Here is a 15,071-nt window from a genome sequence, read left to right as displayed (position 1 = left end):
ACCTGTACGTGACGGAATGCGCCCGCGCCCACCATGAGCGGGACAACGGCCACGGTGCGACCGGCAGGAGCTTTGCCGTAACCGGCATGGCGGAAGAGGGCGCATGAATCGCCCGGACCTTTATCTTGCCGTCAGTCTTGACGTGGAAGAAGAAGGGCTGTTCGGCGGACAATACGCTCGCCGGGGCTGTTCCACGGCCAATACGGCAAGCCTGACGCGCCTTGATCCCCTGTGTGAGCGGGGGGTGCGTCCCACGCTGTTCTGTGCGCACAGTGTGCTGGCCGATGCGGCCTCCCGCCGCGCTCTGACCCATGCCCGCGACAGGCACGGGGCGGAAATCGGCGCGCACCTGCACCACTGGAATACGCCGCCTCTGACCCTTGACGGACCAGAGGCCGATGCCGCCCTTGCCGACAATGCCGCCAGCGTCCCCGCATCTGCGGTTTCCAGTCCCCTCATGGCTGCCAAGCTTGCAAGCCTCATGGCTGCCGGGCGGGATTTGCAGGGTGCGCCGCTGACATCGTTTCGCATGGGGCGCTGGGACCTGCACCGCGGCCTCTGGCCGTTGCTGGCCGAAGCCGGTATTCTGGTAGATGCCTCGGTGCGTCCGCTGCATTGCGGGGTCACCCCGCTGGCCGGGCCGGACCATTTTAACGCGCCGCGCGATCCGTACTGGGTATCCATGCCGGAAGGCCGGATATTTGAAGTCCCCCTCAGTGTTACGCCGCTTTTGCCGTGCCTGCCCAGTCTGCTGGGCCGTGCTGCGCCGCGCTTGCGCCCCGGCTTCAAAAACTGGGGAGCCCTGAGCCTTTTGCCTGTCTACCATCCCTTATGGGCCATGCAGGCCATAACCAGGCTGTTTGTGGCGCGGGGCGGTCGGGTGTTGTCCCTTACCTGGCACTCTTCAGAAATGATGCCGGGCGGCGCGCCGCATCTGCCCGATGCCGCCGCTGTGGACAGGCTTATGGACAAAATACTGGCCTGGACAGACTGGCTCATGGCTCGCTGGAACGTACGCTGCCTGACAATGGCACAACTGCGCGAAACCCTGGGGCCTGCCGCACCGGACAGCAGCAGCCTGCGGCCCGACGCAGGCGACGGTCCAAATGACTGGACCTGCTTTGCATAAACTGTTGCGGGCAGGGGAACGTTCACGCACAGTTGCCTTGCAACGGAACAGCGTTGTCATGTTGTGCGGTTCAATGGCGCATTCCATTTTTACAGGTGGTTCCCTGCGGAATTCATGCCGCTTTGCGGCGCGTTGCATCATGTGCGGCGTTAGGGCATTTTGTCTTTGAAACAAAGCGCATGCCCTGAAATATAATCTGTGGATTTGCCCCTTGCAGACGCTCAGGAGCAAGTAATGACAAAAGATACAACAAGCGAAAAGCCCACCCCGCCGCCATTTGCGCCCGACCTGCCTCATGTGGCCTGCGTGCTGCTCTGGTATCCTCTTTTTACCCAGCCCTTTATATTCCGGGAAGTGCAGGGCCTGCGTCAGCGCCTTCCCGTTTCGGTCTACAGCCTGTACGGTCCCAACCTGCGCCACTGCTCTACGGAAATGCGCAGTGCGGCGCGTGAAACCATCACTATGGGTACGCGCGCGCTACCGGCCATACTGGCTGAAGTGCTGCGTCAGATGGTTACACATCCCCTGCGCCTGGGACGTCTTTTCAAGCGCACCATGTTCCGCCGCTGGCGCTGTATCGAAACCCTGGGTGAAAATCTCTGGGCTTTTTGCGCCGGCGTCTATCTGGCCCGCCGCTTTAAGGAGGCCGGCATAGACATGATTTATGCTCCCTGGCCGCGCGGCACAGCCACGGCCGCCTGGGTGGCCGGGAGCCTTGCCGGGCTGCCCTTTGCCACCTGCGCGCGGGGGGACAACCTTGAGCCTGCCGACCCGGACCTTGGCGACAAGCTGGAAGCGGCCTTTCTTGTGCGCGCCAACAATGCCGCCGACAAGGGACGTATCGAGAATTTTGACAGGGGACAGGCCAAAGGCAAGGTGGAGCTGGTTTATAACGGCCTGACCCTGCCCCTGCCCGCAGGCAAGGGCGGATCCGCCGCTGGGGATGCGTCTGTGGGCGCCCCCGTGCGTGACGGTTCTGATGGGTACGCCGGTGCGGTCCCGCAGTTGGAAGAAGCCCGGCCTTCAGCCGTACCCGAACCCATGACGCGGCCTGTGCGTTTGCTGGCCCTTGGCCGGTTTGACGTTACCAAGGGGTTTGACGTGCTGCTTCGTGCCTGCGGCATTCTGCGCCGGCAGGGGCTGGACTTCAGGCTGACGCTGGCGGGCGGCGGCGGCAAGGCCATGGGCCTTGGCAGCATGCAGGCAGAGCTGGTGCGTCTGTATAAAGAGCTGAAGCTGGAAGAGTATGTGACCATGCCCGGCCTGATTTCGCACAACGAACTGCCCCGGCTTCTCGGCGAGCACGATATTTTTGCCGCGCCCTGCGTCGTGCACGCCTCGGGCCGCCGCGACGGCATCCCCAACACGGTTATCGAGGCGCTGGCCTACGGCTTGCCCGTGGTCAGCACCACGGTCAACGCTCTGCCCGAAGTGGTGCGGCACGGCAAAACAGGTCTGGCTGTTCCCCCGGGAGATGCCGAAGCCCTGGCCGAAGCCATTGCCCTGCTTGCCGGAGACACGGCCATGGCGGCGCACCTGGCCCGCAACGGCCGATTGCTGGCAGCCCATATGTTTGATCCTGAAGCCAACAATGATCGTTTGGCCCGAATATTTACCAATAATTACAAGTGCTGGAAAGAATCATGTGTGGAATAGCCGGTATCTGCCGATTGGACGCCTCGCCCCTTGATCCCCAGGCCCGCCACTGGGTCAAGGCCATGACTGACCGCATCGCCCACCGGGGGCCGGACGGCGAAGGGCAATGGCTGAACGGCCCGGTCTGCCTGGGTCACAGGCGGCTCTCTATTATTGACCTCGGCACGGGCGGTCAGCCCATGCACAGTGTTGATGGACGTTATACTGTCGTCTTTAATGGTGAAATATACAATTTTGCGGAACTGAAAGAAGAGCTTTCCCGCTCCGGGGCGCGCTTTCAGACCAGCTCGGATACAGAAGTCATTCTTGAAGGCTACCGCCGGTGGGGCGTGGACTGCCTTGCCCGTTTTAACGGCATGTTTGCCTTTGCCCTGTGGGATGCTGTGGAGCAGCGCCTTTTTTGCGCGCGTGATCCTTTCGGCAAGAAACCCTTTTTTTATACGGTGCAGCAGGGCAGACTGCATTTCGCCTCGGAGTTGACGGCCCTTGAGCAACTGCGCGGCCAGGGCGCCGGGTTGAGCCTCACCCTGCGGCCAGAAGCCGTCATGCGCTACCTGGCCTATGAGTACGTGCCTACACCGCAGACGGTGTATGGCGAGGTGGAAAGCCTGCCCCCGGCGCACTGGCTTATGCTTGAAGGCGGAAGCCTGCGTACCGGCCGTTACTGGGACATGCCCGTGCCGGACGAAAGCGACCGGCGCAGCACTGACGAGCTTTGCGAAGAATTGCGCACCCTGCTGGCCAGAGCCGTGCGCCGTCGTATGGTCAGCGATGTGCCGCTGGGCGTTTTTCTTTCGGGTGGCATTGATTCGTCCATTGTGGCAGGGCTGATGGCCCGGCAGTCGGCCTCGCCGGTAAAGACGTTTTCCATAGGTTTTACCGAGGCCAGCTATGATGAGTCGCGCTATGCCCGCATTGTTGCCGGAGCTTTTGGCACGGACCACCACGAGCGCGTGCTTTCGGCAGAAGAATGCGCCGACAACCTGCCAGGCATCATCAGCAGCATGGACGTACCCATGGCCGACGCTTCGGTTGCGCCCACCTGGCTGCTTTCGGGTGTGACCCGTGAAAAGGTCACCGTGGCGTTGGGGGGCGACGGCGCGGACGAATTGTGGGCCGGGTATGAGCATTATATCGGCTTTAAGGTGGCGGAGTGGTATAACGCTTTGCCCGCCGTGCTGCGGCGCAAGGTTGTGGAGCCTCTGGCCCGCCGCCTGCCGTCGTCCGCCGGATACATCAATCCGCGCCTTGCGGTAGCCACGTTTTTGCGCGCCGCGCAGGCTCCGGCCTGGCAGCGTGTGCAGACCATGCTGACAGCCTTTACGCCCGACATGCAGGCAGAGATACTGTCCGGCTCCTTCAAGGCGCAGGCTCCGGGTTTTCTTGCGCCGGAGCGCCTGTTTGCGCCCACACGTGAGCAGTATGAGCACTGGCCCCATAACACGGCCTCGCCGCTGGCGAGGGCCTTTCACGTGTACGCGCGCCAGTTCATGCTGGATGATATTTTGGTCAAGGTGGACCGCTGCTCCATGCTGCACAGCCTTGAGGTGCGCGCGCCGTTTCTGGACAGGGATGTGACCGAATTCGCCGCCCGTCTGCCTGTGGGCCGCAAACTGCACGGCTTCAAGCGCAAGTGGCTGCTCAAGCGGGCGTTTGCCGGTCTGTTGCCCAGAGAGATACTGTACCGCAACAAGCGCGGCTTTCAGATTCCCGTTGCGGAATGGCTGCGCGGGCGCATGCGGCCGCTTGTGGAAGACCTGCTCAGCGCAGACAGCCTCAGGGCGCAGGGCATTTTTGATCCTGCCGCCGTGCGCGCCCTTGTGGACGAGCATGTTTCTGGCAGGGCGGACCTGCGCAAACCGCTCTGGACCCTGCTGGTCTTCCAGCTCTGGTGGCAGGCCCGCAACGGGAGCGGAGCAGGCGCATAGAGCCGCCGCCTCTGGAAATACCCGCACGGTCTTTCCCGGGGCGCCTGCACGGTGTCTGCCTGGAGGGGCGGCAGGGTCAGGCTGCCGGGGAGAATGGATCGCTGCGGGGCCTCTGCATTTCTTTCGGGAACCCCAGGGGGCCAGTTGCCCGGCAGTTATGAGGTCTGCGCGGTTTCTGCTGCCTTTTCCGGGGCGTCTCTTCTTGCCAGCCGTGGCCCGATGCTTATATGCTGGTATGACGTTTCAGCGCGAGGCATGAGGATTTTCGGGCAATGCACCGTGAAGCGTGTTCGTATAATTTCCGCAAGGTGAGGAGTTTGCATGACCAGCCAGATCAAGACCGTTCTTCTTCTGGGTTTGCTTTCGGGCATCATCATTGTGCTCGGCGGCCTGCTTGGCGGGCGCACAGGCATCATCATCGCTTTCGGCATGGCCCTGATCATGAATGTGGGCAGCTACTGGTACTCGGACAAGATCGTGCTATCCATGTACCGCGCGCGTGAACTCGCGCCGGAGGAAGCCCCATACCTGCACAAGATAGTTGAAGAACTGTCGTACAATGCGGGCATCCCCAAGCCCCGCGTCTGCGTGGTTCCCGAAGAGGCCCCCAATGCCTTTGCCACGGGGCGCAATCCTGAAAATGCCGTGGTTGCCGTAACAGAGGGGCTTATGCGCCTGTTGCCGCCCGAAGAACTGCGCGGTGTGGTGGCACATGAAATCGGGCATATAGTCAACCGCGACATACTCATCCAGACCATTGCCGGTGTGATGGCTTCAGCCATTGTGACCATGGCCAATATCTTTCAGTTTACGGCCATTTTCGGCGGCAACCGCGACAGTGAGGGCAATGGCGTCAACCCCATAGCGGCGTTGGTAATGGCCCTGCTGGCCCCTATGGCCGCCGGTCTGGTGCAGATGGCCATTTCGCGCTCGCGCGAATATCTGGCCGACGACACCGGGGCGGAACTTTGCGGGCAGCCTCTGGCTCTGGCAGGCGCCCTTGCCAAACTGGGCGCGGCCAGCGGGCGCATACCCATGCGTGAAGGCAATCCCAGTACCGAGCAGATGTTCATTGTGTCTCCCATGTTTGCCCACGGCAGCATGGCCAATCTTTTCAGCACGCATCCGCCCCTGGAAGAGCGCATCCGCAGGCTTCAGGCCATGGCTGCTTCCCGCCGCTGACAGTCCGTCCAAAGGCGGCACATAACCGGGCGTGAGCGCCCGTCATACTGAGGTAGATAATGCAAGCACGCCTTTTGCTGGTTACACTGCTGGCCCTGCCCCTGCTGGCCTGCGTCAAGGCCGGTCCGGCGCCCGAACCGGAGCAGGAATTTCCGGTGGAGCCTTGCCCCTTTGTCTATGTTTTTGCCCCGGGCAATTACATTGTGGACATTGCAAGCGGCTCGCAGGTGGTGCTTGACCCCAGCGTGCAGGAGTTTGAGCTTTTCTGTTCACCTGGTGCGGCCCGTACCGCCATCAATCAGGGGATGAAAAAAGGCGCGCTGCCCGAAGGTGACTGGCGCATCTATCGTCTGGACGGCGCACTGGAAGATCTGGCCCAAAAAAATCCGCACCGCCGCTACACGCTCAAGCGCATGGCTCAGGTGGTGGACTGGGTAACGGAAAATATTTAGGGCGGATCAGGCCATGCGCTTCTGCATGAACTGGCCGTCCTGGCTGAAGCCGCTTTTGCGGCGCACCTAGGCGATATTTTTAGCGGTTGGCAATGTGAGCCGAAGCCGCAAACAGTGAAATGCCGGTCCACAGGACCGGCATTTCTTGTATGGGTTTTTGTGTGTTTTTGAAGCTTGCGGTCTCGCAGCCATATATTCTCCAGACATATAAAACGGCGACCGGGCTGCGTGCCAGGGTAAAAACAGGGCGACCGGTTCCGCCGCATGCCGCCGGAGATGGCTGAAATTGCGCGTATTTTGTTGCGAAGTTCTGTTTTCGCAGCCGAAGAGCAGGTTTGTCGTTCTGTTGTTTCAGGAATCATTATTGTTCGTGTATATCTAACTGGCAGTCATTGCAGTCTTTGTTGCAGTTTCTGCAATCCAGCGTGTCATGGTGGCGCTGCGTGCCGTCCTGCTTTATACTGGCAGTATGTAAAACCTGCTTTTGCCCGTCACGGGTGAAAGAGTACCCCAGACGAGGATAAAACTATGGAAACCAGCGCGAGAAATGTTTTCAAAGGCAAAGTTGTGGCGATGCGTTCCGGTGCTGTCAACGATGAAGTGGAACTGGCCGTTGACGGTGGCCTTACCATTGTGGCTTCCATTACCCAGGTGAGCACCCGCAAGCTTGGCCTCAAGCCCGGTGTTGAAGCTATGGCCCTGATCAAGGCGAGCTTTGTGCTGCTGATGAATGATGCCGAAAACTATCTTCTTTCCACCCGTAACCAGTTTCCGGGTACTGTAAGCAAGGTGACGCCCGGCGCGGTCAACGCCGAAGTGCAGGTAAACCTGCCCGGCGGTGCGGGCATAACATCCATTGTGACCATGGGCAGTGTGGAAAAGCTGGCCCTGGCCGTCGGGAAAAAGGTGACGGCCATTGTGAAGGCTTCGCAGGTTATTCTGGCCGTACCCAAATAGTCCTGTTTTTATTATGTGTGATGTGCTGCCCGCATATTCATGTGGGCGCACAGCCGTTGTCGCACAAGGCCCGGAGCACAGAAGGTTCCGGGCCTTGTGCATTTCGCAGGCGCAGGCGGCTGCTTCAGGGTGGCTCGTACCGGTCCAGAGGGGGCAGGCAGCGGTGCTGGACGCGGACGGGCAGGGGGATGCCGGAAACGCGAGGTGTCCCCGGCGGAGTTAGGTGTTGCCGTGCCGCTGCGCACGGGATGGCATGGCGGCAGGGTGATGCTTGGGCGGATATTTGGGGAGCAGGTGCGTGGGAAGTGTGTGAGCGTGCTGATGCGGCTTTGGAAAGGGCAGCATATGACCGGGCAGGGCTTTACTGTTTGCGGAACTCCATCCGCGTTTCTTAAAATATTCTTCTGAAAAATTTGGCGCAGATCTTGCCGCATGGTGCGCGAAAAAAAGGGTGCAGAAAAAAAGTTGATACGGGGCGGGGAGTTGGCGTAAAAGAGTTCGTCAAAAGATTACAAAAAATGCCTAATCTTTATATTTACGCCGTTGTGAATTTTTTATCAATAAGATTATTTCTGCAAAAATTATGTGAAAAATTGCGCAGCTCCTTGACCTAAACGTATATTCGTTCTAGCTTGATGCAGCGCAATAAAAGCCCAGCGTGATCGCGGGAGGTTGCCATGTGGGATGACTGCTGCGATTACAATATGGTTCGCGAAGTACGGGTAAAAGGCATTGCGTACCTCGGCGTGGGAGCCATAGACAAGATTGACCCCATCCTGGGCAGCTTGAAAAGCGAGGGAATAACAGCAGTTCTTTGTGTTTGCGGCGGGCATGCCTATCGTGCTTCAGGCGCGTGGGACAAAGCCGAGGCCGCCGCCCTCAGGCACGGCATTGTGCTGGCCCTGTACAACAGGGTTACACCCAGCCCCACCACAGATACTGTGGATGATGCCGCGGCCCTTGGGCGGGCCATCAATGCCGGAGCAGTGCTTGCCATCGGCGGGGGCAGCCCTCTGGACTGTGGCAAGAGTGCGGCCATACTGCTGGCCAATCCCGGTAAAAGCGCTGAAGATCTTTTTTGTTTTCGCTTCACGCCCCAGAAGGCCCTTCCTCTAGTTGCCGTCAATCTCACCCACGGCACGGGCAGTGAAGTAAACCGTTTTGCCGTGGTCACCGTATCAGGGCGCAGCCACAGGTCCATTGTGGGACATGACTGCATGTACCCCCGGTACGCCATTGACGACCCCGCCCTTATGGCCGGGCTTTCGGCAGAGCAGAGCCGCTATGTGTCCATAAATGCGTTCTGCAGGGTTGTGGAAGCCGCCACAGCCACGGCAGCCAACCCCCTGGCGGTTACGCTGGCCCGCGAAACCGTGCGCCTGGTCCATCACTGGTTGCCGGTGGCGCTGAACGAGCCGGAAAATCTCAAGGCCCGTTACGGGCTGTGCCTGGCGGCCCTTCAGGCCGGGGTGGCTTTTGACAACAGCCATCTGCACCTGGCTCACGCGCTGGAGCAGCCTTTGGGCCGCTTTAGAAATCTGCCTCACGGCATGCGCCTGGCCATTCTGTTGCCCGCTGTGATTGGCGCATGCTACGCCGTAAGGCCCGATGTACTGGCGCATGTGCTTGGTCCGGTGGCCCCCGACCTGCGGGGCTTGCCCGAAGAAGCCGCCAAAGCGGCGCGGGCTGTGGAAAACTGGATATTCAGCCTGGGCATAACGCAAAAACTCCTGGACTGGGGAGTCCAGGAGTTCGATGTGGAAGAGTTTTGCAATTTCGTCGAGCAGACGCCTTCGCTGGGTCTTCTGCTCTCGGTAGCGCCGGTCAGTGTTTCCCGCCAGCTTGTGGCAAGAATTTACACCGAATCGTTACGCCCCATGATGTGAAATTGCTCGTTCTCCTCCAGGGCCGGACTGATCTGCCGCAGTCCGGTCCATACCCAGCCCCTCCGTTTGCCGACGGCGGGGCTTTTTCTTATCACGCCCCAAGACGGACGCCAAGCTCAAGTTTTTGTCCGGTCAGGCGGGTGTTGTAACCACCAAGGCTCTCAAGGCGTTTTTTGAATTCCGGCTTTTGCAGCAGGCTTATTACACTGACCACACGGGGGTCTTCCCTGAACTCCTCGGGGACGGCAAGGTCCCAGCGCTCGCCCGCCAGGGGGATAAAGTCCAGCCCCACCGCGCGGGCTGCGGCCGCCACGCCCGGGCCGCAGTCGGCTTTTCCCGTAAGTACGGCGGCGGCTACGGCAAGCTGGCTTTCCACCTCATTTTCATAACCCGGAACATCCTGCGGGGTCATGCCCGCATGACGCAAAAGTGCGTCAAACTGCATGCGGGTGCTTGAGCCGGCCTGGCGGTTAACGCAGCGCAATTTCATGCGTTTAATGTCAGCCACGCTTTTGAGCCCCTGTGAGTTGCCCGCAGGAACCACCAGCCCGACCTGCCGGATAACCAGATTGATCAGGGCAATTTTGCCCTCGGGCCAGTGCTGCTGCACAAAGGCAAAATTGAAGCCGCCCTTGTCGTCGTCAGCCATATGCAGCACAGCCATATGGCAGTGCCGGTTTTTCAGGGCCTGCACGGCGTCGACAGCATCTGCGCCAGCGCAGACAAGGCGTATGGCATGCGGCAGGCGCAACAGCTCGTCAGCAAGCAGGTCCAGCGCCACATCATCGCCTCCGGCGCAGAACAGCGTGTTGTACAGGCTGTCGGCCGGGCGCAGGGGCCGGGCGCGCACCATGCTGCCAAGAGCCGCGCCCTTGTCGCTGGCCGTAATGTGGGCAAGCGCCTGGGTGCGGGCCGCGCTTTTATGGCCTTCGCCCATGCGAAGGGGCATGGCTACGATTTTTTCCGCCACGCGGGTCAGGGCCAGAGGGGCAAAAACATCAAGGCCGGGATGCGCGGGCAGGCTGGCCGCCAGCTCTGCCGCCAGTTCTCCGGCCGCATCGGCGCTGCCGGTAAGTGTTTTGGCATAACACAGGCCCGGACGACGCGACATGAGCAGCAGCGCCGGAGCCACCAGGGCGTCAAAGGCCGTGAGGCTGCCTGCGGGCGACGATGGCAGGCAAAAAACGGGCCTGCCTTCATATACGGCCGTCATGGCCGGTGAGCCGGGCAGCAGGCCGATGGCGGGGGCCACAATTCTTCCTTCACGTTCCATCAGGTCGCGCACGGCCGTCAGGGCATCGTCGCCTGTGGCGCACAGCAGCAGGGCGTGCGCCCCGGCCTTCAGGGCGGACTGCAAAAAATTACGCACGGCATCGGCATCGGCGGGCAGGCAGGGCGCTGTCTGCGCGTGACAGTCAATATCTTGCGCCTGGGCCGCCAGGGCCGGGATGATGCCGTCCGCAGCGGCAGTTGCTGACGGCCCGTCTTTTCCGGAGGCTGAGGCAGAGCCACCCACGGCCGCGAGGTGCAGTTGCAGGCGGTCCCATACCTGAACTTCAGCGACTCCAGCCGCCAGCAGCGCGCCCAGATCCGCGGGACGTAGAATGTGGTTGCGCGGAAAAAGGGTCTCTCCTGCGGCCATGTCCGCTCCGGCCCTGCGCACATGCAGCCACGGCAGCATGGGGGCCGTAATGCTGACGCCGCCATTGCCGTCCACGGCTGCGTGAACCGGCAGGGCCACAGCATCGCAGCCTGGGGGGAGCATGTCACCGGACCGGACGGCAAAGCAGCTTTTTCCCTCCTGCAACTGGGCGGGATTGTTGCTGTCGGCGGTATAGGTGTCCGCAGCCTTGAGGGCATATCCCTTTGCGGCGGCCAGCGGCGAAGGAGGAAAGTCGGCGGCCGCGGTGACAAATTGGCTCAACACGCGTCCGTCGGCATCTTTTGTCGGGCAGGGTACGGGCAGCGGCAGCCGGTTCTGGCCGTCAGCGGCGCGGGCCGCGTCCAGAGCGCCGAGCAGCTTGTCAAGGGCGTCGCCCAGAGGCACGGTTTGCGTGTAGATATTGCTTTGGGAAGCCATATATCCTCCTTGCGGGCAATTTTGCTTTGAAGTTGCTCTGGCGGCCGCAGGGGCGGACACCCGCCGGAAAGGCGTGCGCGCAGCACATTACGCTGGTAAGCGCCGGAGGCCATCCGGCGGCGTTGAAACAGGGCAGCAAATCCGGCCTGCCGCGAAAATGTGGAGCCGGGACAGGCGAAATCGCATATGCCCACACTGCAAACATACATGTTCCGGCGTTACTTGCAAATATGCGAGTCGGGGCAGGCCCCTTTGGGCTGTATTGCGTGCCGCTGCGGCTGGGCGTATACTGGTAGTTCGGATGTAACCTCAACCCTGCGGCGGCATGCCGTTTGATATGACCGTACACGAAATACGCGCGCTTCTGGCTGCGGACAAAGCCACAGTAGGCACATGGTTGCAGTTGCCCTCTGCGGATGTGGCGGAGCTTATGGCTCGCGCGGGCTATGACTGGGTGGCTGTGGATATGGAACACGGCTCCTTTGGCCGCACCGGACTGCCGGACATCTTCCGGGCCATCGAGTGTGGCGGGGCAGCGCCCTTTGCCCGCCTGCCCGAAGCCGGGAAAACCCAGATCAAGTCCGCCCTGGAGGCGGGCGCTCAAGGGCTGATTTTTCCTATGATTGAAAGCCGCGAGCAACTGGATCGCGCCATTGACTGGGCCGTTTATCCCGGGCAGGACCATTGGCGTCCCGCCGGAGAAACCGCCGATGAATACAGGGGAGTGGGCTTTTGCCGGGCCAATGCGTTCGGCAAATGCTTTGATGCGTATCGCGGCTCCCTCGCGCCCGAAATATTTCTTGTGGCGCAGATAGAGCATATTCGCGCTGTGGAAAATCTGGACGCCATCCTGTCGCATCCGCGCCTGGACGCCATCATGGTCGGCCCATACGATCTTTCCGGCTCCATGGGGCTTACGGGGCAGTTTGACCATAAGGACTTCAAGGCGGCTATGGAACGCATCGCGGCCGCCTGCGCCCGCCACAAGGCCCGCATGGGGCTGCATATCGTGCAGCCCGACCCGGCCGAACTCAGGCGGCAGGTCGCGGCAGGCAGCCGCTTTATTGCCTACGGCATTGATTCCGTCTTTCTCTGGCATGCTGCTGAGCGGCCGGATCGGGGAGAATAACTGTGAAGATAACCGTTTTCGGCGGATCCGGCTTTCTGGGTTCGCATATTTGCGACAAGCTTTCCGATGCCGGGCATGCAGTCACGATTGTTGACCTGCACCCCTCTCCCTGGCTGCGGCCTGATCAGGCCATGCTCACGGGCAATATTCTTGAAGAAGAAACCGTGCACAGGGCTGTGGAAGGCGCAGACATGGTGTTCAACTACGCGGGCATCGCCGACATCGGCGAAGCCAATAACCGCCCGGTGGACACGGCGCGCATCAACGTGCTCGGCAACGTCATGATCCTTGAAGCCTGCCGCCAGGCCGGGGTAAAGCGCTATGTCTTTGCCAGCTCCCTGTACGTGTACGGCAAGTCGGGCGGGTTTTACCGTTGCAGCAAGCAGGCGTGCGAGCTGTATATTGAAAATTATCAGGCCATGCACAACCTGCCCTACACCATACTGCGCTACGGCTCGCTGTATGGCCCCCGGTCAGACAGGCGCAACGCCATCAACCGTTTTGTGTACGAGGCGCTTTCCACAGGCGGCATCACCTACTACGGCGCGCCCACGGCCCTGCGCGAATACGTGCATGTGGACGATGCCAGCGCCGCCACCCTGGCCGTGCTGGCCCCGGAATTTGAAAACCAGAACATCATCATCTCCGGCAACCAGCCCATGCGCGTCGGCGACCTGTTCAAGATGATCGGCGAAATGCTGGGTAAGGAGCTGGTCATCAATTACCAGAATGACCCCAACAGCGGGCACTACCAGGTAACGCCCTATGCCTTTATGCCCAAGGTGGGCCGCAAGCTGGTGCCGCCGCTTACCGTGGACCTCGGGCAGGGCATCCTGCGCGTTATGGAAGAAGAGCATAAGGAAATGCACCCGGAGCTGGAGTCAGAGGGCGGGTATCTTGTGGCTACAGACGATTAGGCGCTGTTTGCGCACGGCTTTTTTCTTTTGGCCGGGCAGGCTCTTCTGTCGAAACGCCTGCCCGGCGACGCATGCTGAAAATATTTTTGAAAATTTGAGGCCATAAGGAGCCGCTACATGAACATTATCGCCATCATTCCCGCGCGCATGGGGTCCAGCCGGTATCCCGGCAAGCCGCTTGCCCTCATCCACAATGTACCCATGGTGGGCCATGTGGCCTTTCGCACGGGCATGAGCAAAACACTTTCGTCCACCTATGTGGCCACCTGCGATGAAATTATTGAAAATTACTGCAGGGATGCAGGCCTGCCTTGCGTTATGACCGGTGATCATCACGTGCGCTGCTCTACGCGCACGGCCGAAGCCCTGCTCAAGATTGAGGCCGCCACCGGTAAAAAAGCCGACATCGTTGTTATGGTGCAGGGCGATGAACCCATGGTGCGTCCCGAAATGATCGACGCCGCCGTGGCCCCCATGCTGGCTGATCCGTCCATCAACGTGACCAACCTCATGGCTGATATGGATACCCTTGAAGAATTTGAAGACCCCAATGAAGTCAAGGTGGTGGTGGACAAATTCAACGATGCCCTCTACTTCTCGCGTGAGCCCATCCCTTCGCGCAAAAAAGGCTCGGACAGGGTCCCCATGCGCAAGCAGGTCTGCATTATTCCTTTCCGCCGCGATTATCTGCTGCGCTTTAACGAAATGGAAGAAAGCCCCCTGGAAATCTACGAGTCCGTGGACATGATGCGCATCCTTGAGTACGGCGAAAAAGTGCGCATGGTTCCCACGGCCAGCCGCACCTGGAGCGTGGACACCCCCGAGGACCTCGCGCGTGTCTGCCGTCTTATGGAAGGCGACGACCTTATGAAGGAATACAGCAAGTAATTATGGCTGCGCTCGAAAAGACGGGCATGGCGCAAGAGGCGGGGCAGGCAGAACAGGTCGGCCCCGCCTCATGTGCCGATCCTGCTATGGCTGCGCCGGGGCATGGCGCTCCGGGCTGGCGCCGCCGTCTCGGGGCGGCGCTGGAAGAGTTGTGGATAGCCCTGCTCGGCTGGATTCCCACGCCAGTGGGCCTGGCCTTGCGTCTTGCGGGCTGGCGCTGGCTTTTTGCCCGCTGCGGCTCGGTGCGCTTCAGCACGGGCCTGAGCCTTGCAGGCTGCCGGGGCATGCGCTTGGGCAGCAACGTGCGCCTTGGGCGCGGCTGCTTTATCACTGCCACAGACGGCGAACTGGTGCTGCATGACAACGTAGCCCTGTCGCCCTATGTGCATGTGGGGGCCGATGCGGGCCGCATTGAAATCGGCGCGCACACGGCTGTGGGACCGGGAACGGTCATCCGCGCGGCCAACCACTGCATAGCCCGCCAGGATGTGCCCATGATGCATCAGGGCCATGTGCCGGGCGAGATCATTATTGAAGAAGATGTATGGATAGGGGCCAACTGCGTCATTACCCCCGATGTGCGCATCGGGCGCGGTGCGGTGGTGGGCGCGGGCGCCGTGGTTACCCGCAACGTGGCCCCTTTCAGCATTGTGGGTGGTGTTCCGGCCCGTGTCATCGGCATGCGCGGGCAGGGCGGTTCTCCTGTGAGCGGGCAGACCTCGTAGGATATGTTTCCGCAGAGCTTTTTGTGCGGGTGGTTGCGTCAAAAGATTTTTTGACCCGGTAAGGCACGGCACAAGTACCTTTTTTATAAAAAAGCCCTTTTCCCGGAAGTTGCGTCAATGGAATTAATGCATACCCTGTAGG

General features: G+C 60.7%; 12 protein-coding genes. 11 read left to right on the top strand and 1 reads right to left on the bottom strand.

What is annotated here, in order from left to right; translation table 11 throughout:
• Window positions 1-103 precede the first annotated feature (103 nt).
• The 7 genes from QZ377_RS02040 (at window position 104) to QZ377_RS02010 (ending at window position 9,190) form a co-directional block, all read left to right on the top strand.
• A complete protein-coding gene (locus QZ377_RS02040) occupies window positions 104-1,129 on the top strand; it encodes a glycosyl transferase family 1 (protein WP_291439059.1) in 1,026 nt (341 codons plus the stop codon).
• A gap of 234 nt (window positions 1,130-1,363) precedes the next feature.
• Window positions 1,364-2,785, top strand: coding sequence for a glycosyltransferase family 4 protein (locus QZ377_RS02035; protein WP_291439057.1), 1,422 nt, complete (start codon window positions 1,364-1,366; stop codon window positions 2,783-2,785).
• Window positions 2,773-4,713: an asparagine synthase (glutamine-hydrolyzing) gene (asnB, locus tag QZ377_RS02030; protein ID WP_291439056.1), complete on the top strand. Its 1,941-nt coding sequence runs from the start codon at window positions 2,773-2,775 to the stop codon at window positions 4,711-4,713. Before QZ377_RS02035 ends, asnB begins: the two co-directional genes overlap by 13 nt.
• A gap of 321 nt (window positions 4,714-5,034) precedes the next feature.
• On the top strand, window positions 5,035-5,895 hold the full coding sequence (locus tag QZ377_RS02025; RefSeq protein ID WP_291439054.1) for a zinc metalloprotease HtpX: 861 nt from the start codon (window positions 5,035-5,037) through the stop codon (window positions 5,893-5,895).
• Between the two features lie 59 nt (window positions 5,896-5,954).
• On the top strand, window positions 5,955-6,347 hold the full coding sequence (locus QZ377_RS02020) for a DVU_2496 family lipoprotein (protein ID WP_291439052.1): 393 nt from the start codon (window positions 5,955-5,957) through the stop codon (window positions 6,345-6,347).
• Between the two features lie 528 nt (window positions 6,348-6,875).
• On the top strand, window positions 6,876-7,304 hold the full coding sequence (locus QZ377_RS02015) for a TOBE domain-containing protein (RefSeq protein WP_291439051.1): 429 nt from the start codon (window positions 6,876-6,878) through the stop codon (window positions 7,302-7,304).
• Window positions 7,305-7,981: 677 nt separating this feature from the next.
• A complete protein-coding gene (locus tag QZ377_RS02010; RefSeq protein WP_291439050.1) occupies window positions 7,982-9,190 on the top strand; it encodes an iron-containing alcohol dehydrogenase in 1,209 nt (402 codons plus the stop codon).
• A gap of 91 nt (window positions 9,191-9,281) precedes the next feature.
• Here QZ377_RS02010 and QZ377_RS02005 read toward each other — a convergent pair whose 3' ends face one another.
• Complete coding sequence (locus QZ377_RS02005; protein ID WP_291439048.1) at window positions 9,282-11,270, bottom strand: substrate-binding domain-containing protein; 1,989 nt, start codon at window positions 11,268-11,270, stop codon at window positions 9,282-9,284.
• 337 nt (window positions 11,271-11,607) lie between these two features.
• On the opposite strand from QZ377_RS02005, the gene QZ377_RS02000 reads away from it, so the two are divergent.
• The 4 genes from QZ377_RS02000 to QZ377_RS01985 all read left to right on the top strand — a co-directional run bounded on the left by QZ377_RS02000 (window position 11,608) and on the right by QZ377_RS01985 (window position 14,929).
• Window positions 11,608-12,399 carry an aldolase/citrate lyase family protein gene (locus QZ377_RS02000; protein ID WP_291439047.1) on the top strand — a complete coding sequence of 264 codons (792 nt, stop codon included), beginning with the start codon at window positions 11,608-11,610 and terminating at the stop codon, window positions 12,397-12,399.
• A 2-nt stretch (window positions 12,400-12,401) separates the two neighbouring features.
• Window positions 12,402-13,316: an NAD(P)-dependent oxidoreductase gene (locus QZ377_RS01995; RefSeq protein ID WP_291439045.1), complete on the top strand. Its 915-nt coding sequence runs from the start codon at window positions 12,402-12,404 to the stop codon at window positions 13,314-13,316.
• Between the two features lie 117 nt (window positions 13,317-13,433).
• On the top strand, window positions 13,434-14,204 hold the full coding sequence (locus tag QZ377_RS01990; RefSeq protein WP_291439043.1) for a 3-deoxy-manno-octulosonate cytidylyltransferase: 771 nt from the start codon (window positions 13,434-13,436) through the stop codon (window positions 14,202-14,204).
• A 2-nt stretch (window positions 14,205-14,206) separates the two neighbouring features.
• The gene (locus QZ377_RS01985; RefSeq protein ID WP_291439041.1) at window positions 14,207-14,929 is read left to right on the top strand and encodes an acyltransferase; all 723 of its coding nucleotides are present in this window, start codon (window positions 14,207-14,209) and stop codon (window positions 14,927-14,929) included.
• The last annotated feature ends 142 nt before the right edge of the window (window positions 14,930-15,071 follow it).

Origin of the sequence: Desulfovibrio sp., assembly GCF_019424165.1 — a bacterium.
Taxonomy (GTDB): domain Bacteria; phylum Desulfobacterota; class Desulfovibrionia; order Desulfovibrionales; family Desulfovibrionaceae; genus Desulfovibrio.
The sequence above is the reverse complement of the archived record's forward strand: the minus strand, read 5'-3'. Positions and strand labels throughout refer to the sequence as shown.

What these genes read in the sequence shown, in the direction of transcription:
- QZ377_RS02040 (WP_291439059.1), top strand. Translation starts at nt 104, where the DNA reads ATGAATCGCCCGGACCTTTATCTTGCCGTCAGTCTTGACGTGGAAGAA.
- QZ377_RS02035 (WP_291439057.1), top strand. Translation starts at nt 1,364, where the DNA reads ATGACAAAAGATACAACAAGCGAAAAGCCCACCCCGCCGCCATTTGCG.
- asnB (WP_291439056.1), top strand. Translation starts at nt 2,773, where the DNA reads ATGTGTGGAATAGCCGGTATCTGCCGATTGGACGCCTCGCCCCTTGAT.
- QZ377_RS02025 (WP_291439054.1), top strand. Translation starts at nt 5,035, where the DNA reads ATGACCAGCCAGATCAAGACCGTTCTTCTTCTGGGTTTGCTTTCGGGC.
- QZ377_RS02020 (WP_291439052.1), top strand. Translation starts at nt 5,955, where the DNA reads ATGCAAGCACGCCTTTTGCTGGTTACACTGCTGGCCCTGCCCCTGCTG.
- QZ377_RS02015 (WP_291439051.1), top strand. Translation starts at nt 6,876, where the DNA reads ATGGAAACCAGCGCGAGAAATGTTTTCAAAGGCAAAGTTGTGGCGATG.
- QZ377_RS02010 (WP_291439050.1), top strand. Translation starts at nt 7,982, where the DNA reads ATGTGGGATGACTGCTGCGATTACAATATGGTTCGCGAAGTACGGGTA.
- QZ377_RS02005 (WP_291439048.1), bottom strand. Translation starts at nt 11,270, where the DNA reads ATGGCTTCCCAAAGCAATATCTACACGCAAACCGTGCCTCTGGGCGAC.
- QZ377_RS02000 (WP_291439047.1), top strand. Translation starts at nt 11,608, where the DNA reads ATGACCGTACACGAAATACGCGCGCTTCTGGCTGCGGACAAAGCCACA.
- QZ377_RS01990 (WP_291439043.1), top strand. Translation starts at nt 13,434, where the DNA reads ATGAACATTATCGCCATCATTCCCGCGCGCATGGGGTCCAGCCGGTAT.
- QZ377_RS01985 (WP_291439041.1), top strand. Translation starts at nt 14,207, where the DNA reads ATGGCTGCGCTCGAAAAGACGGGCATGGCGCAAGAGGCGGGGCAGGCA.